Genomic DNA, 20,413 nt, shown 5'->3' with positions numbered 1-20,413 from the left:
AAATTCCCGCTTTTGCCTGAGTGCCTGTGTCCATGTCCGACCCATCTGCCGAACCCCTCGACCCGTCCATCCGCCAGGCCATCGTGCCCGACAACGCCGCAGGACGGCGTTTCGATGCGGTGCTGGCCGAGCTGTTCCCCGAATTCTCGCGCTCCCGGTTGTCGGAGTGGATCAAGTCCGGCGATGCGCTGCTGAACGGGGAAATGGCGCGCCCGCGCGACACCTTGCGCGGCGGCGAGAGCGTGCAGGTGCAGGTGGTGCTGGAAACCCAGACCCACGCCGCGCCGCAGGACATCCCGCTGAGCGTGTTGTACGAAGACGACCAGGTGCTGGTGATCGACAAGCCGGCCGGGCTGGTGGTGCACCCGGGCGCGGGCAATCCGGACGGCACCCTGGTCAACGCCTTGCTGTTCCGCGACCCGGCGCTGGCAGCGGTGCCGCGCGCGGGCGTGGTGCACCGGCTGGACAAGGACACCAGCGGCGTGATGGTGGTGGCGCGTACCGTGCAGGCGCAGACGGCGCTGGTGGAACAGCTGTCCGCACGCGATGTGCATCGCCAGTATCTGGCGGTGGTGGTGGGCGCGCTGGTCTCCGGCGGCACCGCCAACGCGCCGATCGACCGCCATCCGCGCGATCGCCTGAAGATGGCGGTGCGCGACGATGGCCGCGATGCGGTTACCCATTACCGCCTGCGCGAGCGCTTCCGCGCGCACACCGCGCTGGAATGTCGGCTGGAAACCGGGCGTACCCACCAGATCCGCGTGCACATGGCGCATCTGAAGTCGCCGATCGTCGGCGACCCGCTGTACGGCGGCGCGCTCAAGCTGCCTAAGGGCGCCAGCGACGAACTGGTGCACGAGCTGCGCACCTTCAAACGCCAGGCGCTGCATGCCGAAACCCTGGAATTCCTGCACCCTGTCAGCGGCGAGCCGGTGCGCGCCAGCGCGCCGGTGCCGGCCGATCTGCAGCGGCTGATGACCGCGCTGCGCGAAGACAGCGCACGCGCCGCCGAGCTGGCACGCCGCTGACGTGGCCACCGCCGCCCCCTTCGTGCTGCCCGCCGCCTGGCCGGCGCCGCCGCGCGTCCATGCGCTGACCACGTTGCGTTATGGGCTGGGTGGCTCGCTGGCGCCGTTCGACACGCTCAACCTCGGCAACCGCAACGGCGCCGAGGGCGACGCGCCGGAGCAGGTGGAACGCAACCGGGCGCTGCTGGTCGAGGCGCTGGCACTGCCCGGCACCCCGCAGTGGCTGCGTCAGGTACATGGGGTGGAGGTGTTGCGTGTCGACGCGCCCGTGCTCGCGCCCGGCGAACAGCAGCACGCAGCAAGCACTGGCGCGCCAGGTGCGCAGGAACCGGTCGCCGATGCAGCGTTGACCGCCGTGCCCGGCGTGGTGCTGGCGATCCTCACCGCCGATTGCTTGCCGGTCGTGCTCGCCGCTGGCGATGGCAGCGAAGTGGCCGCCGCGCATGCAGGGTGGCGCGGCCTGGCCGACGGCATGCTGGAGCGCAGCGTGGCGGCGATGCGCACGCCGCCGCAGCAAATGATGGCATGGTTGGGGCCGGCAGCTGGACCACAGGCTTATGAAATCGGTGAAGACGTGTTCGACGCCTTTGTCGCGCACGATGCGCAGGCGCAACGCGCATTTGTTGCGACCCGCCCGGGGCATTGGCGGGTGGACCTGTATGCCTTGGCGCGTCAGCGCCTGCAGCATGCGGGTGTACCGGCCAGCGCCATCCACGGCGGCGGGCTGTGCACCATTTCCGAGCCGCAACGCTTCTTCTCGCATCGTCGCGACCGCCGCAGCGGACGCATGGCCACGCTGGCCTGGATCGCGCCCTGAACATGCCGTTGTTCGCGCAGGTGCTGGGGCAGGACGCGTTTGCGCGGCTGCCTGCGCCGGTGCGCGCGCTGCATTCGGTGCAGCAGCGGCAGATCTTCGTGGGACGGGCAAAGATTCAACGCGGCATGCATGCGCTGGTCCCGTTGTTGGCGTTGCTGAGCCGGTTGCCGCGCAGTGGCGAGGTGGAGGTCGAAGTGGAGTTTCTTGCCGACGCGACCGGCGAGCGCTGGCATCGGCGGTTTGGCGGCCTGCCGATGCATTCGCGCCTATGGCGCGATGGCACTGGCTTGCGCGAACAGTTGGGCGCGGTGCGGTTCGAATTCGCGTTACGCGCCGATGCGCAATCGCTGTACTGGCAGGCCACACGCGTGTGGGCATTGGGCTGGATCCCGTTGCCCGCGCGCTGGTTCGAGCAGGTGCGGTGCCGCGAGCATGCCGACGCCGGGCGTTACGGATTCCTGGTCGACGTGCACTTGCCGCTGGTCGGCCCGTTCATTCGCTACGAGGGCTGGCTTGAACCGCGCTGATCCAGCGCTCGCTGACGTGTCTGGGCTGGAGCCGTCTCAGTTGGAGCCTGCTCACTCGAAGCCGTCTCGCGTGGAGCCGCCTGGTCGTCAGCCATGCGCGGTGCCCGCGACCATCGTGTTCGATGGCGTGTGCCTGCTGTGCAATGGCTGGGTCAGGTTCCTACTGCGTCACGATCGACGCGGGCGTTATCGCTTTGCCGCAATGCAGGGCCAGGCCGGGCGCGCGCTGTTGCAGCAGCATGGCCTGGATCCGGACGACCCGTTGTCGTTTCTGCTGGTGGATGACCGCGGTGCGTGGACCGACAGCGATGCGATCGTGCGGGTGCTGGCCGGCCTGGGCGGCTTCTGGCGGCTGGTCACGGTGCTGCGCGTTGTGCCGCGCAGCGTGCGCGACATCGGCTATCGCCTGATTGCACGCAATCGCTACCGCTGGTTCGGTCGCACTGACCATTGCATGCTGCCGAGCCCAGAGCAGCGCGAGCGGTTTCTGGGCTAGCGCCCACCGCCCGACGTAGGAGCGCACCTTGGCGCGATGCGGCGTTACCGGGAAGGCTTCGTCGCGCCCAGGTGCGCTTCTACGACAGCGCGCTGATTTCTACGATGGCTGGCTGATCGGCGTGTTGGTCGGCCGCGTGCGGGATCTGAGATGGCGGACGGGCATGCCTGCTTTGTGCAGGAGCGCACCTGGGCGCGATGCGGCGTTACCGGGAAGGCGTCGTCGCGCCCAGGTGCGCTTCTACGACAGCGCGCTGATTTCTACGATGGCTGGCTGATCGGCGTGTTGGTCGGCCGCGTGCGGGATCTGAGATGGCGGACGGGCATGCCTGCTTTGTGTAGGAGCGCACCTGGGCGCGATGTGGCGTTACCGGGAAAGCGTCGTCGCGCCCGGGTGCGCTCCTACGGTAATTTCGTGATTTGGGATGCCGGCGGCTTACGCGGCCGCGTTTTTGAAGCTTGCGCGCGCTAGCTTCTGTTCGCCGCTGTGCGCAGGCTGCAGGCGGAAGATCGACACTGCATCGGCCAGCTCCACGGCCTGCTCTTCCAGGCTGCGCGCAGCGGCAGTGGCTTCCTGCACCAGCGCGGCATTGCGTTGGGTGACTTCGTCCAGTTGCGCGACGGTGCGGTTGACCTGTTCGATGCCGCTGGATTGTTCGGCGCTGGCGGCGGTGATCTCGCTCATGATGTCGGTGACGCGTTTGACCGAGCCGGCGATCTCGCGCATGGTCGCGCCGGCGCGATGCACCAGGCCCGAGCCCCGTTCGACCTTGCCGGTGGAGTCGGCGATCAGCGTCTTGATCTCCCTGGCCGCATCGGCCGAGCGCTGCGCCAGGGCGCGCACTTCCGAGGCGACCACCGCAAAGCCGCGGCCCTGTTCGCCGGCGCGGGCGGCTTCCACCGCAGCATTGAGCGCCAGGATATTGGTCTGGAAGGCAATGCCGTCGATGACGCCGATGATCTCGCCGATCTTGTGCGAGGCGGTGCTGATCTGCCCCATGGTGGACACCACATCGTCCATCACCTGGCCGCCGTTGTGCGCGACTTCGCCGGTGCCCACCACCAGCCGATTGGCCTGCAGCGCGCTGTCGGCGTTCTGCTTCACGGTGGAGGTGAGTTCTTCCATGGAGCTGGCGGTTTCTTCCAGATTGGCCGCCTGTTGCTCGGTGCGCTCGGACAGGTCGGTGTTGCCGGCGGCGATTTCCACCGCCGCGCGGCGGATCGTGTCCGACGCGACCTGGATGCCGCCGATGATCTCGGTCAGCCGGGTCACGGTCTGGTTGGTGTCGTCGCGTAGACGCGCAAAGATGCCGTGCGCATCGCCGTCCACCCGCTGGGTGAGGTCGCCTTCTGCCATGGCGCCGATCACGCGTGCCAGCGCCGCCAGGTGGATTTCCACCGAGTCGTAGATGCGGTTGATGCCCTGGGCCAGCGCCCGCAACATGCCGTCCATGCCGTCGATCTGCATGCGCCGGCTGAAATCGCCGGCCGCGGCGGCATCGATGATCTGGATCAGCGCTTGCTCGGCGTTGACCTGTGCGGTGACGTCCATCCATTGCGCGATGGTGCCCAGCTTGGTGCCGTCGGCGGCGATGATCGGGCTGTAGACGAAGTCGATCTGGCGGCCAAAGAAGGGCGCGCGCACCGCCCCGGAGGTGGTCAATGCGCGCATGCGGTCGATCGCGGCCTGGCTGTCAGGATAGATGTCGCCGATGCTGCCGCCGACGAAGCCATCGGCATGGAAGCCGGGGCGAAAGCTCTGCACATCCGGCTCGATCCGCTTGAGCATCGCGAGCAGTTTGCGGTTGGCAAATAGCACTTGGCCGTCGTCGTCGGCGATGCGGATCATGGTGTCCAGATCGTCCAGCGCCTTGATCACGAACTGCCCATGGCGCAGGCCCTGTTCCATCACATCGATGTGGATGCCCAGCTTGTCCTGGGTTGCCTGCAGGGCGTGCAGCACCGGCGCGAGCTCGCCGGAGGCATGGCGCAGATCCAGACGCTGGAAGCGCCCGTCACCGATGGCCGTCACCGTGCCGAGGATCTGTTCCAGTTGCGCGACGTTGCGACGGCGCGGCCACCACCACAGCCCGGCGCTTGCCGCGCCCAGCACCAGCAGCGCCGGTAGCAAGCGCCCCAACCCGCCCCAGAGACCGCCCGGCAGCAGCGTGGCGGCGTACAGGGTCAGCAGAACCAGTAGCCCGATCTGTGCAACGGCAGGCAGCCATGCGGTCGTGGCGGCACGCGCAAGGTTGCGGCCGGAGCGCGGGCGGCAGACGGCGGTGGCATCGTGTGAGGGCGACATAGGCTGAGTCCAACTGCGTGATTCGAAGTGGGGAGCGCTGTCCTGCACTGCGTGGGGTTCCATGGGTATCGGCGCTCCAGCCCGAATCATGACGGCGTGAAATCGCCGTTCGTCGGAATCTGTCGGGCCGGATCCCTGAAATGCCGATGTGTTTGTTTTGGAAGCCGCTTCAGAGCAGCTAAGCGCACCGCGACACCGTCTTTTACACCTGCACGCCGGCCTTGCAATTGTAAATTTTGAGTGAAATATCGGCAGATCCCCGCAGGCACTTCGCAGGCCGCTACCCCGCGCGATCCGATCGCGCGCACCCGGCCAAGACGCACCAGCAGCGCCATCCGCGCGACGCATCGAAGAGCGCGGAATGGGGAATCGGGAATCCGGCGCACCACAGATCCAGCCCAACCCGGACGGCAACAGAAAAGCGCTTTTCCATTCCCGATTCCCGATTCCCGATTCCCGAATCCCGAATCCCGAATCCCGAATCCCGAATCCCGAATCCCCAAAAAAAAAACCGGCCATCTCGCGATGACCGGTCTATCGATGCAGAACTTGCTGATGCCGCGTCGGCTTACTTCGCCGGCTTGGCGCCTGCGTCGTCGGGCAGTGCCCAGGCGATGACGCTGTCACCCGACTTGGTTTCCATGCGGTCGTGCCCACCCACGGCGGCCACGATGTACTGCTTGCCGTCGATGGTGTAGCTCAGCGGGGCGGCCTGCGGGCCGGCCGGCACGCGGGTCTCCCAGACCTGCTTGCCGGTGCGGGTATCGAAGCCGCGCATGAAGTCGTCCAGGGTCGCGCCGATGAAGGTCACGCCGCCGGCGGTGGCCAGCGAGCCGCTGTTGTTGGGCGTGCCGATCTCGAACTTGGTCTTGGACGGGATACCCATCGGGCCCTGGTCGTAACCGGTGCCCAGCGGACGCCGCCAGATCACCTGCTGCGTGCGCAGGTCCACGCCGGAGATGTAGCCCCACGGCGGTGCCACACACGGCGTGTTGAGCGGCGACATCCACGGCTCCTTGCGGGCGCCGTAGGCCAGACCCTTCTGCGCCATGTAGCCGGGCGTCTTGCTCTTGCCGTCGAACACCGACACCACGCCCAGTTCGTCCATCTTTTCGCGGGTGTAGACCTGCAGGGTGTAGGGCAGGCGATTGCTGTTCATCACCATGATGCCGCGCTGCAGATCGACCGACACGCCGCCCCAGTTGATGCCGCCGTGGTTGCCGGTGAAGGCCAGCGAGCCCTGCAGGGTCGGCGGGGTGAACATGCCCTCATAGCGCAGCTGCTTGAACTGGATACGGCAGGCCAGCTGATCAAACGGGGTCATGCCCCAGGCGTCGGACTCGACGATGGTCTCGTACTCGCGGCTCGGTGCGCCCACGGTATTGGGCATGCCCGGCGAGATCGGCTGCGTGGCCGCGGTCCAGTCGCCGTGATCGGTGCCCTGCGGCACGGCGATCTGCTTGACCGGCATGATCGGTGCACCGGTCGCGCGGTCCAGCACGAATACCTGGCCGGACTTGGTGGCCTGGATCACCGCAGGACGGGTACCGCCGCCAGCCACCGGCCAGTCGACCAGGTTCGGCTGCGGGCCGATGTCGTAATCCCACAGGTCGTGGTTGACGGTACGGAAGTGCCAACGCTCCTTGCCGGTGGCCGCATCCACGGCCACCAGCGCGGCGGTGTATTCCTCATCCTGCGGAGTGCGGCCCTTGCCGAAGAAATCGCCGGACGCGTTGCCGGTCGGCAGATAGACCAGTCCCAGCTCGTCGTCGGCGGCCATCAGCGACCATACGTTCGGGGTCGAACGGGTATAGGTCTGCCCGGCCGGCGGCTCGGCGGTGATCGCCGGGTTGCCCAGGTCCCAGGCCCACCGCAGCTGGCCGGTGAGCGCATCGAAGCCGCGCACCACGCCGGACGGTGCATCACCTTCCTGGCCGTCGCGCACCTGCCCGGTGGGCTGGATCACCACACCGCGCATCACCACCGGTGGCGAAGTCGGGCCGACGAAGCCCGGCTTGGTGTTGCCGGTGCCGGCATTGAGATCGACAAAGCCGTTGGTGCCGAAGCTGGTGCACAGCTTGCCGGTCTGCGCGTCCAGCGCGCCGAGGCGGCCGTCGACCATCGGCCAGAAGATCCGCGTCGGGCACTCGGCGGTGCCTTGCGGCGCCTGGTAGTAAGACACGCCGCGGCAGGTGGTGGCGGCAACGCCGGCCATCGCCTTCGGGTTGGTCTGCGGGTCGAAGCGCCAGCGCTCCTTGCCGTTGGCCGCTTCCACCGCAATCACCTTCTGGGTCGGGGTGCAGATGTAGAGCAGGTCGCCGACCTTGAGCGGGGTGTTCTGGAAGGCGTAGCCCAACTTGGAGCCGGCCGGCTTCAGATCGCCGGTATGGAATTCCCAGGCCACCTTCAGGTTCTTGACGTTCTCCGGAGTGATCTGCGCACCGGGGGTGTAATGGTTGGACAGGTTGGAGCCGGCGTACGAGGTCCAGTTGCTGGCATCGTGGTTGGCCGCGACGTTGCCGTCCGGGCTGGGCACGTTGGTGCGGCTGAACGGCGCAGCGTCCCCGGCCGGCAGCGTGGAGGCATCGGCCAGCTCGACATTGCGCGGTAGCAGCAACGGCCACAGGATCAGAGTCGCGCCCAGGATCGGCAGTACGCCGGTCACCAGCACATAGCCCAGCCCCGACAACGGCTGCATGCGTCGACGGGCCACGCCCCAGAACGGCAGCAGCAGCAGACCCAGCACCGACATCCAGGCCAGACGCGGCACCAGACCCCAGCCATCCAGGCCCACTTCCCACAGCGCCCAGGCGATGGTGGCAGCCAGCGTGGCGCCAAACAGCCACAGGCCGGCACGCTTGCCCAGCGCCAACAATACGCCGGCCAGGAACAGGCCAATGCCCGCCAGCAGGTAATACCAGGAACCACCGACGGCGACCAGGCGGCCGCCCTCGTAGGCAAGCACCGCACCGAGCACGGCGATCACCACGGCATAGACCACCAGCAGCCAGGTGCCTAGTCCACGTTTTGAGGATTGATCAGTCATTTTGAGATGTCAGGAAGGACCCAGGCACCGGCAGGCGGTGGCGAGTCGTGGAGGGAGAAAGATCACGGGCTGGCAAAGGGCGGCCTTCGATCTAACAAAAACGTCCTAAACCAGAACGTCCGGATATGAACGCGCAGCCCCTCCCAGGGTCCTCAGCGCTACTCATGTGAATATTTTAGACCGCAACGACGTTCGTGTCCGTGACGGAACGAGAACCGGCGTGCCAGAGGGGAGCGGGGCGCTGCCGGTGCGCAGCGCGTCTGCGTGCCGGTAGCTCGCGAAAGCCGGATTCAGATATCTGCAAGCGCCTGCAGGTAGCGCTGGCGCCAATGATTGATGTTGTTCTTGCACAGATGATCCATCATCGCCCGCCAGCGTTCGATGCGGGTTGCCAGCGGCATGCTTGCCGCGGTGGCGATCGCATCGGCCACGCCGTCGAGATCGTGTGGATTGACCAGCAGCGCCTCCTTCATCTCGTCGGCTGCACCGGCCAGCAACGACAGTACCAGTACGCCTGGATTCTGCGGATCCTGCGCCGCGACGAATTCCTTGGCGACCAGATTCATGCCGTCGCGCAGCGGCGTGACCAGCCCGACCGAGGCCGCGCGATAGAAACCGGTCAGGGTTGCGTGGCTGAAGTTCTGGTTGACGTAGCGCAGTGGCGTCCAATCCGGTTCGGCATGACCACCGTTGATATGGCCGGCGATCTGCTCCAGCTGCCCGCGCAGCTGGCGGTACTCATTGACGTCGCCGCGCGAGACCGGCGCGATCTGCAGATAGGTCAGGCTGCCGGATTGGTCCGGATAGCGCTCCAGATAGCGCTCAAATCCCTGGAAGCGTTCCGGCAGGCCTTTGGAGTAATCCAGCCGGTCCACGCCGATCGCCAGCTGACGGCCGCGCAGGCTTTCGCGCAGATCGCGCACTGCCTGCTTGCCGACCGAGGCCTTGGCCTGGTGGGCGATCAGGTCGGTATCGATCCCGATCGGGAAGGCCGCGGCACTGAAGCGACGCCCGCCGGGACCTTCGACGATGTCGCCGTCGAGAATGCGGCCACCACCGAACAGGCGCACATAGGCCTTGAAGCGCTCGGCATCGCGCTGGGTCTGGAAACCGACCAGATCGTAGGCATAGAACGTGCTGAACAAACGTGCATGATCGGGCATCGCCTGCATCAGATCGGCCGAGGGCATCGGCACGTGCAGGAAGAAGCCCATCTTGCAACCCACCCCCAGCTCGCGCAGCATCGCGCCCAGCGGAATCATGTGGTAATCGTGGATCCACAACGTGTCGCTGTCTTTCAACAACGGCGCCAGCTTCTCGGCGAACAGCCGATTGACACGCATATAGCCTTCGCGGGTGGCGCGGTCGTAATCGACCAGGTCCAGCCGGAAGTGCAGCAGCGGCCACAGCGTGCGATTGGCGAACCCGTTGTAGTACGAATCGATGTCGCGCTTGTTGAGGTCCATGGTGACGAACTTGATGTCGCCCTCGGTCTGCTCGTGCATGCCGCCGCTGTCGCCGCGTACGGTCTTGCCGCTCCAGCCGAACCACACACCGCCGCGCTCCTTGAGCGCAGCCAACAGGCCAACCGCCAGCCCGCCGGCGCGGTTTTCGCCGGGCACCGCAACGCGGTTGGATACCACCACCAAACGACTCATGACGCCTCCTGCCAGCTCCGCGACAAGCGCATCGCTGCAATGATCAAACCCACATGCGAATAGGTCTGGGGGAAATTCCCCCAGGCTTCGCCGTCTTCGAACGATAGATCTTCGGACAGCAAGCCGAGGTGATTGCGGCGCGAGAGAATGCGCTCGAACAGTTCACGCGCCTCCTCCTTGCGACCGATCGCGGCCAGCGCGTCGATGTACCAGAATGTGCAGATGGTGAAGCTGGTTTCCGGCTCACCGAAGTCATCCGGTGCGATGTAGCGATACAGCGCATCGCCATGCTTGAGTACGCGGCCAACCGCTTCGACCGTGCGCACGAAGCGGCTGTCGTCGTTGGCGACGATGCCGATATCGGCCAGCAGCAACAGCGATGCATCCAGGCGGTGACCGCCGAGGGTATCGGTGAAATGACCGCGCTCTTCGCTCCATGCCTCGCTCAGCACGCGCTCGCGGATGGTGTCGGCGCGCTCGCGCCAGTACACGCTGCGTTCGGGCAGCACCAGCCGGTCGGCGATCTTGGACAGCCGGTCGCAGGCAGCCCAGCACATCGCGGCGGTGTAGGTATGCACTTCGGCGCGGCCGCGGAACTCCCACAGGCCGGCATCGGGGACGTTGTGCAGCGCGAAGGCGCGCTCGCCCAGCGGCTCCAGGCGGCGGAAGGTGTCCGCATCGCCCTGATCCTTCAGGCGCAGATCGAAGAACAGCTGGGTGGACGCCAGCACCACGCTGCCGTAGACATCGTGCTGCTGCTGGATCCAGGCCAGGTTGCCCCGGCGCACCGGACCCATGCCGCGGTAGCCATCCATCGTTTCGACTTCGTGCTCTTCCAGCTGCGATTCGAAACCGATGCCGTACAGCGGCTGCATGGTGCCGTCGGCGGTGGCGATGTTGAAGATGTAGCCGATGAACTGCTCCATCGTGCGCGTGGCGCCCAATCGATTCAGTGCACGCACCACGAATGCGGCGTCGCGCAGCCAGCAATAGCGGTAATCCCAGTTGCGCGGGGTATTGGGTGCCTCCGGGATCGAGGTGGTCATCGCCGCGATGATGGCGCCGCTGTCTTCGTACTGGCACAGCTTGAGCGTGATCGCGCTGCGGATCACCGCTTCCTGCCAGTCGAGCGGAATCGACAGGTAGCGCACCCATTCGCGCCAGTATTCTTCGGTGCGTTTCTGCGCTTCCTGTACGTAGCCGGTGAGCGAGCGGGTCAGCGATTCGTCTACGCCCAGCACCAGGTTGACCGGGTGGCTGAGCACGAACGGCAGGCCGTCGCGCACGAAGCGTACCGGCACATCGGTGGTCAGGCGCAGGGTGAATTCGGGGAGCACCCAGCGGATGTGATTGCTGCCCCAGGTGGTTTCCGGAGTGCGGCCGCCCCAGTCGGCCAGCGGGCGGGCGCGCACGATGATGCGCGGGTTGCCGGCGAGCGGGCGGATCTGCCGGATGATGCTGACAGGCCGATAGAAACGCCCGTTGTTGCGCCAGCGCGGCGCGAAATCGATGACTTCCACTTCGCCACCGTGGTGGTCGCGCAACACGGTGCGCAGCACTGCGGTATTGGGCAGGTAGTGCTGCTCGCTGCTGGCGAAGTCTTCCAGCTCCACGGCGAAGTCGCCGCCCTCGCGCTTGGGCGAGAGCAGCGAACAGAACGCCGGGTCGCCGTCGAACGCCGGCAGGCAACTCCACACCACACGCGCCTGCCGATCGACCAATGCGCCAAAACTGCAGTTGCCGATGACGCCCAGATCCAGGTTTGGCTCGGTCATGGAGTGCGAACGATCCTTTTGAAGAAAAAGAGGGGACGGCGCGCCGCGTTCAGGACTGGCGCACGTTGCGTTGCAGCCACGCATGCACGTCGCCAGTGCCATCGACGCGGAAGCGCGCGCTGGTCCGGGCGCGATCGCCGACCAGCACGCTCCAGCCGCCGAGGCGATTGGCCGCTGCGAAGCCGAATTCGTCGGTGAGGTCGTCGCCGACGAATACCGGCGTGCGGCCGGCGAATGCGCCGTGCTGCATCATCTGTTCGACCGCAAGACCCTTGTTGCTGCCTTCGGGCACGAATTCGACAACGTGGTCGCCCGGTTGCAGGCGATACCCGGAAAGCTGGGCGATTTCCTGCTGCGCAAAGGCGAGAACCTCGGGGCCGGCAAGCGGTTGCGCGCGCCAATGCAGCGCGACGCTGACGCCTTTGTCTTCGACCAGCACGCCAGGATGCCGATGCGCGAGTGTGGCGGCGCGTTCGTGCAGGCCATGCAGCCACCCGGAGGTGTCCTGCGGCATTGCGACGCGTGCGGCGATATCGCCACGGAGCTCGTGCCCGTGCAGGCCGGCGGCCGGAAGCAGCAACGGCGCGAACAAGGCGTCCAGCTGCGACAATGGTCGTCCGCTGACCAGTGCCACTGCGCCATGCAGGCGGTCGCTAAGCTGGCCGATGGCCGCACGGACCTCGGGCAGGAGCCGCACAGCCTCTGGGCTGTCGGCAAAGTCGATCAGGGTACCGTCCACGTCCAGAAACAATGCGCAGGCATCGTCCAGCAATGGCGGCGACGGAAGGGGGGAGTGCACGTCTGCCATCGCGCTAGTGTGCGCAAGGCGATGTGATATTCAGGTTATGCAACAGCGGGGAGTGGGGATTCGGAATGGGGATTGGCGACTAGCCGCCCTTGCCAATCCCGAATCCCCAATCCACCAATCCCGGCGTCAGAACGAGTAGCGCACCCGCCCATACCAATACGCGCCATTGCTGCCGATCGGCGAGAGCACGTCGTAGGGCAGGTTGCCGAAGTAGGCGATGTCGTCGATGGAGCGGTCCGAGTAGTTGTCGAGAATGTTCTGGCCGCCGATCGCCAGCGTCCACTGCGTGCCCAGGTGGTACTCGGCTTCCAGGTCCAGCTGCCATTCCGCGCCATAGGTCTGGCGTGGCACGAAGCCGCCGCCGAAGTCGAACACACGCGTGGCGCTGCCGTAGCGGTTGACGCGGGTCTGCAGGTTCCAGTGATTGTTGTTCCAGTTGGCGGCCAGGGAAGCGCGGGTGCGTGGCGCCGCATCGGTGAGCGTGTTGCTCTCCTCGACACCGAACAGCACATAGTCCGGGTCCAGCGCCAGCAGCTGCGCCGGGGTGCCGATGACGTTCTTCAACTCGGTCTTGGCGTAGCTGTAGGTGCCGGTCAGCAGCAGGTCGCCGCCGAAGGCGTACTGGCGCCAGTTGCCGACCAGCTCGGCGCCGCGGGTGCGGGTGTCGGCGGCGTTGAGGAAATAACTGGCGCTCTGCACGCCGGCGACGGCGAAGTTCTGCTGCACGAAGTCGGTCAGCGCGGTGCCGGTGATGTCTTCGGACAGCGCGATGCGGTCGTCGATATCGATCTGGAAGAAGTCCAGCGACAGGTCGAAGTGGTCGCCCAGCTGGCTGGTGAAGCCCAGGCTGTAATTGAGCGATTTTTCCGGCTTCAGGTCGGTGGCGCCGAGCGCGCGTGCGATCGGGTTGTTGACCGACAGCAGGCGGCCCTGGGTCAGGCGACCGGCCGCGTCGTAACCGGTGGAGGTGGCTTCGTAGCCGATCTGACTGAGCGAGGGCGCACGCACGTTGTTGGAGACCGCACCGCGCAGCGCGAACGCCGGGGCGAAGGCGTAGCGCGCCGCCAGCTTGCCGGTCCACTGGCCGCCGAAATCCTGGTAATGCTCGTAACGGCCGGCCAGGTCGGTGGAGAACTTGTCGCCGAACTGGCTGGACACGTTGGCATAGGCGCTGGCCACGTTGCGCGACAGGTCGGCCTCGTCCTGCGGGGTCAGCCCGCCGCCGGCCTGCGAGCCGGTAGGGCGGTCGGTGAACGAGCCGGCCGCATAGCTGGCCGGGTCGCCGGCATGGGTGCGGTACTGCTCGCGGCGGAATTCGGCACCGGTGCCGAAGGTATGGGTGGCGCCGGCCGCATCGAACACGCGGGTCAGATCCAGATTGGCCACGGTCTGCGCAAAGCCGAAATCGCCGGTCTTGAAGCGCGTGGTGCTGCCCGGGCCGAGCGAGGCGTTGAGCGAGTTGCGCAGCCGGTAGGTGAAGTCGTTGCGGCCATGGTTGACGCTGGCGTCGTAGTCCCAGTTGCCGAGCTGCCCGCGTGCGCCGGCGACGATCTGCAGATCGCGGTTTTCGCCCTCGGAAATCGGGCGGTAGCCGTTGGGATAGAGCTCACGCCAGTTGGCGCTGCCGTCCGGGTAGCGGAAGTAATTGGCGCCTTCGGTGTCGCGCTGGTTGTAGGTGGCGAAGGCGTAGAACTCGCCGTTGGCGCTGAAGGGTACCTTGGTGTTGAGCCAGGCGTTCAGGCCCTTGGTGGCGCCATCGCCGAGCACGTAATTGCGCTTGCCGGCCAGCGCCAGATTGGCCGGGGTCTGTTCCTCGAACGACGGGATCTGGTCGAAGCCGGCGCGATTGGTCGCCTCGCGATTCTTCAGCTCCAGGCCGACCTTGAAGAAGCCGCCATCATCGCCGAGCAGGCTGCCGACCTTGGCGCTGGCGTAGCTGGTCTGGCCGTCGGTGACGCGGCGATCGATCGGCTCCACCTCGGTGTTGTAGGCGCCGAAGCTGGCTTCCAGCTCGCCGCGCTCGGGGTTGTCGTCCAGGATCACGTTGATGACGCCGGCGATCGCGTCCGAGCCGTACTGCGCGCCGGCGCCGTCGCGCAGCACTTCGATGCGCTTGATCGCATTGATCGGGATGGAGTTGAAATCCACCGGCGTGGTGCCCTTGCCGATCTTGCTGTCGGTATTGACCAGCGCCGAGGTGTGGCGGCGCTTGCCGTTGACCAGCACCAGCACCTGATCGGGCGAGAGTCCACGCAGCTGCGCGGCGCGGATGTGGTCGGCACCGCCGGAGTTGGACTGGCGCGGGAAGTTGAACGAGGGCAGCAGCGCCTGCAGTGCGCTGCCCAGCTCGCCGTTGACCACGCCGGCCTTGCGAATGTCCTCGGCGGTGAGCACGTCCACCGGCACGGTCGATTCCAGCACGGTGCGGTCGCTGGCGCGGGTGCCGGTAACGATCACGGTGTCCAGCGTGGTGGCGCCGGGGGCGGCCTGCTGGGCCTGGGCGTTGGCGCTCAACACGGCGGCTACGGCCAGGCCGATAGCCGAAAGGGTGGGGCGGGTCATCTCTCTCTCCTGCGACAGCAATTGCGAACGCGCCGCGCGGGCGGCATCCGGCCGGGCAGGGGCGCAAAGGGGTTCGGATCGTCCACATTCATCCGGATAGAGAGATATTATCGCGTTGTTCAGGCGTGTGCGAGATGGCACAGTGCGCGCACGCCGGCATCAGCTGATGCCGGCCCTGCATGAGCCCGCCCCCGATCCGTCTTAAACGTACCCGTTCGTGGAGAAGTCGATGAAATTGCTGCCGTCCTGCCTGCTTGCCGCCATGCTGGCGCTGTCCGCCTGCGCCACCACCCCCGGTGGCGCGCCGGGATCGACCACTGCCAGCCTGCAGGGCGATGCGGCGCGGCCGGCGACCGCGCGCGGCTGGGTGCGCAGCGAGCTGTACTTCGGCGTGGGCGAGGAAACCGGCCCGGCCGACCGCCCACAGACCCGCACCATCGACCAAACCCAGTGGCGGGCGTTTCTGGACAAGGAAGTGACCCCGCGCTTTCCCGACGGTCTGACCGTGTTCGACGCCTACGGCCAGTGGCTGTTCCGCGGCGCCAAGGAGCCGAACCGGCTGGGCACCAAGGTGCTGGTGATCCTGCACGAGGACACCCCGCAGCGGCGCAACGACATCGAGGCGATCCGCCTGGCCTGGAAGCAGGCCACCGGCCACCAGTCGGTGTTGTGGTCGCGGCAGGCGGTGGAGGTGTCGTTCTGAGCCTGGCGACCATGCGCCGTGAACATCTGCACCGAACGCGCGTGAGCGCTGCGCGCAAGCTGCTGTTCGTCGCACTGGGCGGGCTGTCGTTTGCGTCCTTTGCACGCGAAACCAGTGTGCAGGTGACGCTCGACGCAAACACGCAGGCGACCGCCACACTGGTCGGCACACGCCTGCATGTGGTGTTGGGCCCGGGCGGCAAGGAGCAATGGTTCGACGCGAACGTGGACGAGGGCGAAGGCGGCGCCGGCGTGGACAGCGACGACTACAACTTCGACGGACATCCGGATCTTGCGGTGTCGGCGATGCTCGGCCAGGTCAACGAAGCGGTGCTGGTATTCGTGTTCGATCCGGCGCAGCGCCGCTTTCGTGCGCTGACCGCGCCCACGCGCCCGGCGGTGCAGTGCGAAGGCTTCTTCAATCTGACGCCCGACAAGCAGCAGCGCAGCTTGACCAGTTCCTGCCGCGGCGGGCCGATGTGGTACGCCGATGTGTATCGCTATGCGGCCGACGGGCGCTTGTATGTGGCCAGGACGCAGCAGCCGATCGCCTCGCCCGACATCCAGACCTTGCTGGATCCAGGCACCGGCGATGACATGCCCCTCTCGGTGTGGCCGCGTTACGACGTGCACGGGGCGAAGGTGTCAAGCGAGATCGGCACCACGCTGGACGCGCCGATGCCGGTGCAACTGCGCGTGCGGGTGGCGCGTCTGCCGCTATACGCCACCCCGACGGCGACCAGCACCAAGCGCTATCTGGTGCAAGGCGATCGGGCCGACGCGCTGGATGTCAGCGCCGATGCCACGCGCATGCAGGTACGCTATCGCAGTACCGGCCGTGGCGACATCGTCGGCTGGATCGAGGTCGCTGCGGCGATGAAGTAGCGCCGTTGGTGCCACGCAGCCGCCTGGCACGGAGCAGACCGATGCAATCGCGGCGACACGCTCTGATCCACCGCGCCGCTGTCGCACGTGCGGGGCAGCGGCTACCATCGGCCGATCCCCACGCTTCCTGGTTCCCATGTCGGCCCCTTCCTCGCGTACCGCGGCCTCGCCGCGCTGGTTCGTCGCTGGCGACCTCAATGGCTTCTTCGGCCTAGTCGTCGACAATCTCTCCATCCTCGGCTTCATCGCGATGGCGCTGGTCGGGATGTTCCAGTTCCCGGCCGAGGTGGTGTTTGGGCGCATGTTTCCCGGCACCGCGTTCGGCGTGCTGGTGGGCAATCTGCTCTACACCTTGATGGCGCGACGGCTGGCCATACGCACCGGCCGCGACGACGTTACCGCGATGCCGCTGGGCCTGGATGCGCCGACCAGCATCGGCATGGCGCTGTTGGTACTGGGCCCGGCGTTCGTCGGTTTCAAGGCACAGGGGCTGGACCCGCAGGCGGCCGCCATCGCCACCTGGAAACTCGGCATGGCCGCGCTGGTGGTGATGGGCCTGCTCAAGCTGGTGCTGTCGTTCGTCGGCGAGGCGGTGACGCGCGCGCTGCCGCGCGCCGCCCTGCTCGGTTCCATCGCCGGCATCGCGCTGGTGCTGATGGGCCTATTGCCGCTGCTGGAAACCCTGCGTTCGCCGGTGGCCGGCTTCGTCACTTTGGGTCTGCTGCTGTACGTGCTGCTGGCCAAGGGCCGCTTGCCGACCAAGCTGCCCGGCGTGCTGGTGGCGTTCGTGATCGGCACTGCGCTGTATTACGGGCTGGGACTGGCGGGCCTGGGCGCACCGGGCTTCGCGGTGCCGGAATGGACGCCGCCGAAGATCGTGTTGCCGCTGCCGAACCTGGGCTTCATCGACGGCCTGCCGGCCACGGTGGCGTACCTGCCGTTGCTGCTGCCGTTCGGCCTGCTGATGGTGGTGGGCGGCATCAATGTCAGCGAGAGCGCACGTGCGGCGGGCGATGACTACCGCACCCGCGACATCCTGCTGGTGGAAGCCTTGGCGACGCTGGTTGCAGGCGTCTGCGGCGGGGTGGCACAGACCACGCCCTACATCGGCCAGCCGGCCTACAAGCACATGGGCGCGCGCTCCGGTTATACGCTGCTGACCGGCCTGTTCGTCGGCATCGGTGGCATGCTGGGTGTGATCTCCGGCTTGGTGCAATGGCTGCCGCTGGCGGTGCTGGCACCGATCATCGTGTACGTGTCGATCGACATCACCACGCAGGCGTTCCAGGCCACGCCCAGGCAGCACGCCGGTGCGATGGTGCTGGGCTTTCTGCCGTCGGTGGCGTACCTGCTGACCATCAAGGCGCCCGGCTGGATCCCGCCGGATCAACTGGTCGCACTGACCACCAAACTCGATGGACATGGCTTGCCGGAGCTGGCGGTGATCTTCGCGCTGGGCAACGGCTTCATCATCACCGCGATGCTGTGGATCGCCGCAGTGGTGGCAATGATCGATAGCCGGCTGCGCCGCGGTGCGGTGTTTCTGCTGGTGGCCGCCGGGCTGACGCTGTTCGGCCTGATCCATTCGGTGGACCCGCGCGGCGGCATCTATCTTCCGTGGTCGCTGCACGGCCTGGCGCGCGTGATCAGCTGGCAGTTCGTCGGTGCCTATGTTGCGTTGGCGGTGACCCTGCTGCTGCTCTCGCTGCTGCCCGCACGCAAGGACGCAGTGCAATGACAGCCTGCTCCAGCATGTTGCGGGTGCTCATCGGTGGCGCACTGTTGCTTGGCGCCGGCGGTGCCTGGGCGGCGTCGTTCGATTGCAAGCAGGCAGGCACCGCAGTCGAAAAACGGCTGTGTGCGGTGCCGGCGCTGGGCAGTCTGGACGATCAGCTGGACGAATCCTACCGGGCGCTGGTGGACACCACGCCGCGCAACGCGGTCGCAGGCGTGCGTGATCAGCAACGCGCCTGGCTGCGGCAGCGCAATGCCTGCGCGCAGGACGCCAAGCCGGACGAGTGCCTGCAACGCACATTGAAGGCCAGGGCCGATGTGCTGGCCAAGGCGCTCGTTGCGCAGCAACAGGCGCTGGACCGCATCATCGCCGAGATTCCCGCCGCGCCTGCCGAGGCGGCGCGCCAGTTGCAGGGTTACGACACGCCGCTGGCCTCGGCGTGGCTGGCGTATCTGCATCAGTTCGTTCCCGCCGCGGGCGTGGATGCAAAGCTGGCGAGTGCGCGGTTTGAAAGTGCGCGCAAGGCGCTGCGCAAGGTCGACGACTTCGCCGCATCCTTGCTCGACGATGCGGATGGCATGCCCGCCATGCAGGCGCAGGAACGCGTGCTGACATTGCTGCGGATGTGGATCGAACGCGACAACAGTGATCATCGTCCTTACGTGCATTGCTTCATCTTTGCTGCAGTGGGCGAGCCGGCGTATGAGGCGTTTGGGTCGCTGTATGGCTCCACCCGCGACGGGTTTGCGCCGATCTGCGAGCCGCCGGGCGGTTTGTTTGCATTGGCCAGCTGGAAACAGCTGGATGCCGGTTTCGACGGGTTGATCGAGGCCCTGAGCAAGGACGCCGGCACCATTCGCTACGCCAGTTACGCCGAGTGGAAAATCATCGCGTTACGCGCGTCGGTATCGCCACTGCTGTACCTGACACCGGCATTGCGCAAGCGCTACGGCGACGATCCGGACAAGGCGATTGCGGCCTGGACCGGGGAAGACAGCGACTGGCCGGCGGCGCAGCGCAAGGCCGTGCGCGCGTTGCTGCCGAAGGTGCGCGCCGACACTGCCGCATGGCTGGTGCGCGAGAAGCGCCTGCCTGCGAAACAGGCCGAGCAGGTCGCCGCCGCCATCGTGGCGGCCTGGGTGGATGCGCGGCTGGATTTCGCAAGCTGAAAGCGGCGGACATTGCCACTCGCGGCCATCGGGCGGGCGGCGTTGTTGCTTGATGCAGCGACGCTGGTCGTTCTGGTTCGAGAGTTGGCGATGTGGGTGAGCGAGAGTCAAAGCCAAAGCTAAAGCCAAAGCCAAACCAAAACCAAAACCAAAACCAGAGCTAGAGCATGCGATCTGCGGCCTGGCTGCAGGGCCCTTGCCCGCCCACCATCGCAGGACACGCCGCAAGTACGTCCGTGTAGGCTCTTACGCGGCATCCATGCCGCGTAAGGTCCCGCGACGGTGGGCGGACAAGGACCAGTCGAGATGGTCGGTGTGCATGGTTGCAAGCGGTACATGGCATGCGCTGGTCGGATCACCGTGTGTTCGATCAACCTTTCAGCATTTTTCCATCGCAACCCGAGCAGCAGACGGGCTTTCAATACGCAACCTACAAACGTCTCATCTGCTACCGCAAGCCAAGCGACAAGCTTTCAAGAAAGCGGCCAACCAACTCTCTGGTGCGGTGTCCTCGCCGGTTGCGGGACCCTTGGCGGCATGGATGCCGCCAAGGAGCCTCCATGGACGGATTCACGGCGTGTCCCGCAAGCGGTGAGGGCACCGCGCAGGCGACCAACTCGGCTTTGGAACGTCCAGGCGCTGCGGAAGCTCAAGCGCTCGGTCGCCTTGGAAGGTATTGAGCGGTGCGAATGCGCCGACTGTAGAGCAGATGATGTGCGGCTTGGCTGCAAGGGCCAGTCGAGATGGTCGGTGTGCATGGTTGCAAGCAGAGCATGAGGTGCGCTTGACCAACTCGGCTGTGAGTTCTAGCGCTGCAGCCAGCGTTTGCTGCCAGAGACAGTCATCCTCGCGTGCCAATCGCTTACGCGCGATGCACATGCCTGCTTGATCGCGTCATCGC

Annotated in this window: 15 protein-coding genes; 8 read left to right on the top strand and 7 right to left on the bottom strand. The window is 66.5% G+C overall.

All coding sequences use genetic code 11. The features are described from left to right. Window positions 1–32: 32 nt before the first annotated feature. From rluD to XarjCFBP7645_RS02435, 4 genes are all read left to right on the top strand, one after another. A complete protein-coding gene (gene rluD, locus XarjCFBP7645_RS02450; protein WP_016901271.1) occupies window positions 33–1,028 on the top strand; it encodes a 23S rRNA pseudouridine(1911/1915/1917) synthase RluD in 996 nt (331 codons plus the stop codon). A gap of 1 nt (window position 1,029) precedes the next feature. Then, on the top strand, window positions 1,030–1,845 hold the full coding sequence (gene pgeF / locus XarjCFBP7645_RS02445) for a peptidoglycan editing factor PgeF (RefSeq protein WP_104536104.1): 816 nt from the start codon (window positions 1,030–1,032) through the stop codon (window positions 1,843–1,845). 2 nt (window positions 1,846–1,847) lie between these two features. Further along, window positions 1,848–2,372, top strand: a complete 525-nt coding sequence (locus tag XarjCFBP7645_RS02440) for a DUF4166 domain-containing protein (protein WP_181126147.1) — start codon at window positions 1,848–1,850, stop codon at window positions 2,370–2,372. Between the two features lie 70 nt (window positions 2,373–2,442). Continuing rightward, on the top strand, window positions 2,443–2,868 hold the full coding sequence (locus XarjCFBP7645_RS02435; RefSeq protein ID WP_181126146.1) for a thiol-disulfide oxidoreductase DCC family protein: 426 nt from the start codon (window positions 2,443–2,445) through the stop codon (window positions 2,866–2,868). 435 nt (window positions 2,869–3,303) lie between these two features. Here the strand turns inward: XarjCFBP7645_RS02435 and XarjCFBP7645_RS02430 are convergent, their stop codons facing one another. The 7 genes from XarjCFBP7645_RS02430 to XarjCFBP7645_RS02405 all read right to left on the bottom strand — a co-directional run bounded on the left by XarjCFBP7645_RS02430 (window position 3,304) and on the right by XarjCFBP7645_RS02405 (window position 15,021). After that, complete coding sequence (locus XarjCFBP7645_RS02430; protein WP_104536719.1) at window positions 3,304–5,172, bottom strand: methyl-accepting chemotaxis protein; 1,869 nt, start codon at window positions 5,170–5,172, stop codon at window positions 3,304–3,306. Between the two features lie 86 nt (window positions 5,173–5,258). Continuing rightward, the gene (locus XarjCFBP7645_RS21595) at window positions 5,259–5,507 is read right to left on the bottom strand and encodes a hypothetical protein (RefSeq protein ID WP_181126144.1); all 249 of its coding nucleotides are present in this window, start codon (window positions 5,505–5,507) and stop codon (window positions 5,259–5,261) included. Between the two features lie 233 nt (window positions 5,508–5,740). Continuing rightward, the gene (locus XarjCFBP7645_RS02425; protein WP_181126209.1) at window positions 5,741–8,179 is read right to left on the bottom strand and encodes a glucose/quinate/shikimate family membrane-bound PQQ-dependent dehydrogenase; all 2,439 of its coding nucleotides are present in this window, start codon (window positions 8,177–8,179) and stop codon (window positions 5,741–5,743) included. A 329-nt stretch (window positions 8,180–8,508) separates the two neighbouring features. Then, a complete protein-coding gene (gene otsA / locus XarjCFBP7645_RS02420; protein ID WP_104536101.1) occupies window positions 8,509–9,876 on the bottom strand; it encodes an alpha,alpha-trehalose-phosphate synthase (UDP-forming) in 1,368 nt (455 codons plus the stop codon). Next, window positions 9,873–11,651 (bottom strand): glycoside hydrolase family 15 protein, encoded by a 1,779-nt coding sequence (locus tag XarjCFBP7645_RS02415; protein ID WP_104536100.1) that lies wholly within the window; start codon window positions 11,649–11,651, stop codon window positions 9,873–9,875. The genes otsA and XarjCFBP7645_RS02415 overlap by 4 nt, the downstream gene beginning before the upstream one ends. 49 nt (window positions 11,652–11,700) lie before the next feature. Continuing rightward, entirely contained in the window at window positions 11,701–12,459 is a 759-nt protein-coding gene (gene otsB / locus XarjCFBP7645_RS02410) for a trehalose-phosphatase (protein WP_104536099.1), read from the bottom strand. Window positions 12,460–12,585: 126 nt separating this feature from the next. Continuing rightward, window positions 12,586–15,021: a TonB-dependent receptor plug domain-containing protein gene (locus XarjCFBP7645_RS02405; protein WP_104536098.1), complete on the bottom strand. Its 2,436-nt coding sequence runs from the start codon at window positions 15,019–15,021 to the stop codon at window positions 12,586–12,588. Between the two features lie 229 nt (window positions 15,022–15,250). Here XarjCFBP7645_RS02405 and XarjCFBP7645_RS02400 point away from each other — a divergent pair, with 229 nt between their 5' ends. The 4 genes from XarjCFBP7645_RS02400 to XarjCFBP7645_RS02385 all read left to right on the top strand — a co-directional run bounded on the left by XarjCFBP7645_RS02400 (window position 15,251) and on the right by XarjCFBP7645_RS02385 (window position 19,512). Continuing rightward, the gene (locus XarjCFBP7645_RS02400) at window positions 15,251–15,724 is read left to right on the top strand and encodes a DUF3574 domain-containing protein (RefSeq protein ID WP_047127071.1); all 474 of its coding nucleotides are present in this window, start codon (window positions 15,251–15,253) and stop codon (window positions 15,722–15,724) included. An 11-nt stretch (window positions 15,725–15,735) separates the two neighbouring features. After that, window positions 15,736–16,608, top strand: coding sequence for an FG-GAP repeat protein (locus tag XarjCFBP7645_RS02395; protein ID WP_047127070.1), 873 nt, complete (start codon window positions 15,736–15,738; stop codon window positions 16,606–16,608). Between the two features lie 136 nt (window positions 16,609–16,744). After that, a complete protein-coding gene (locus XarjCFBP7645_RS02390) occupies window positions 16,745–18,346 on the top strand; it encodes a hypothetical protein (protein ID WP_047127069.1) in 1,602 nt (533 codons plus the stop codon). Then, window positions 18,343–19,512 (top strand): lysozyme inhibitor LprI family protein, encoded by a 1,170-nt coding sequence (locus XarjCFBP7645_RS02385; RefSeq protein ID WP_104536097.1) that lies wholly within the window; start codon window positions 18,343–18,345, stop codon window positions 19,510–19,512. The genes XarjCFBP7645_RS02390 and XarjCFBP7645_RS02385 overlap by 4 nt, the downstream gene beginning before the upstream one ends. The last annotated feature ends 901 nt before the right edge of the window (window positions 19,513–20,413 follow it).

The organism is Xanthomonas arboricola (assembly GCF_002940665.1).
In the GTDB taxonomy this organism is placed as follows: Bacteria; Pseudomonadota; Gammaproteobacteria; order Xanthomonadales; family Xanthomonadaceae; genus Xanthomonas; species Xanthomonas arboricola_B.
This window is presented reverse-complemented; position numbering and strand designations above follow the sequence as displayed.

Bases quoted from the DNA above. Each gene is read 5' to 3' on its own strand.
- XarjCFBP7645_RS02440 (WP_181126147.1), top strand. From the start codon at position 1,848: ATGCCGTTGTTCGCGCAGGTGCTGGGGCAGGACGCGTTTGCGCGGCTG.
- XarjCFBP7645_RS02400 (WP_047127071.1), top strand. From the start codon at position 15,251: ATGAAATTGCTGCCGTCCTGCCTGCTTGCCGCCATGCTGGCGCTGTCC.
- XarjCFBP7645_RS02415 (WP_104536100.1), bottom strand. From the start codon at position 11,651: ATGACCGAGCCAAACCTGGATCTGGGCGTCATCGGCAACTGCAGTTTT.
- XarjCFBP7645_RS02395 (WP_047127070.1), top strand. From the start codon at position 15,736: ATGCGCCGTGAACATCTGCACCGAACGCGCGTGAGCGCTGCGCGCAAG.
- otsA (WP_104536101.1), bottom strand. From the start codon at position 9,876: ATGAGTCGTTTGGTGGTGGTATCCAACCGCGTTGCGGTGCCCGGCGAA.
- XarjCFBP7645_RS02385 (WP_104536097.1), top strand. From the start codon at position 18,343: ATGACAGCCTGCTCCAGCATGTTGCGGGTGCTCATCGGTGGCGCACTG.
- otsB (WP_104536099.1), bottom strand. From the start codon at position 12,459: ATGGCAGACGTGCACTCCCCCCTTCCGTCGCCGCCATTGCTGGACGAT.
- XarjCFBP7645_RS02430 (WP_104536719.1), bottom strand. From the start codon at position 5,172: ATGTCGCCCTCACACGATGCCACCGCCGTCTGCCGCCCGCGCTCCGGC.
- rluD (WP_016901271.1), top strand. From the start codon at position 33: ATGTCCGACCCATCTGCCGAACCCCTCGACCCGTCCATCCGCCAGGCC.
- XarjCFBP7645_RS21595 (WP_181126144.1), bottom strand. From the start codon at position 5,507: ATGGCGCTGCTGGTGCGTCTTGGCCGGGTGCGCGCGATCGGATCGCGC.
- XarjCFBP7645_RS02390 (WP_047127069.1), top strand. From the start codon at position 16,745: ATGTCGGCCCCTTCCTCGCGTACCGCGGCCTCGCCGCGCTGGTTCGTC.
- XarjCFBP7645_RS02405 (WP_104536098.1), bottom strand. From the start codon at position 15,021: ATGACCCGCCCCACCCTTTCGGCTATCGGCCTGGCCGTAGCCGCCGTG.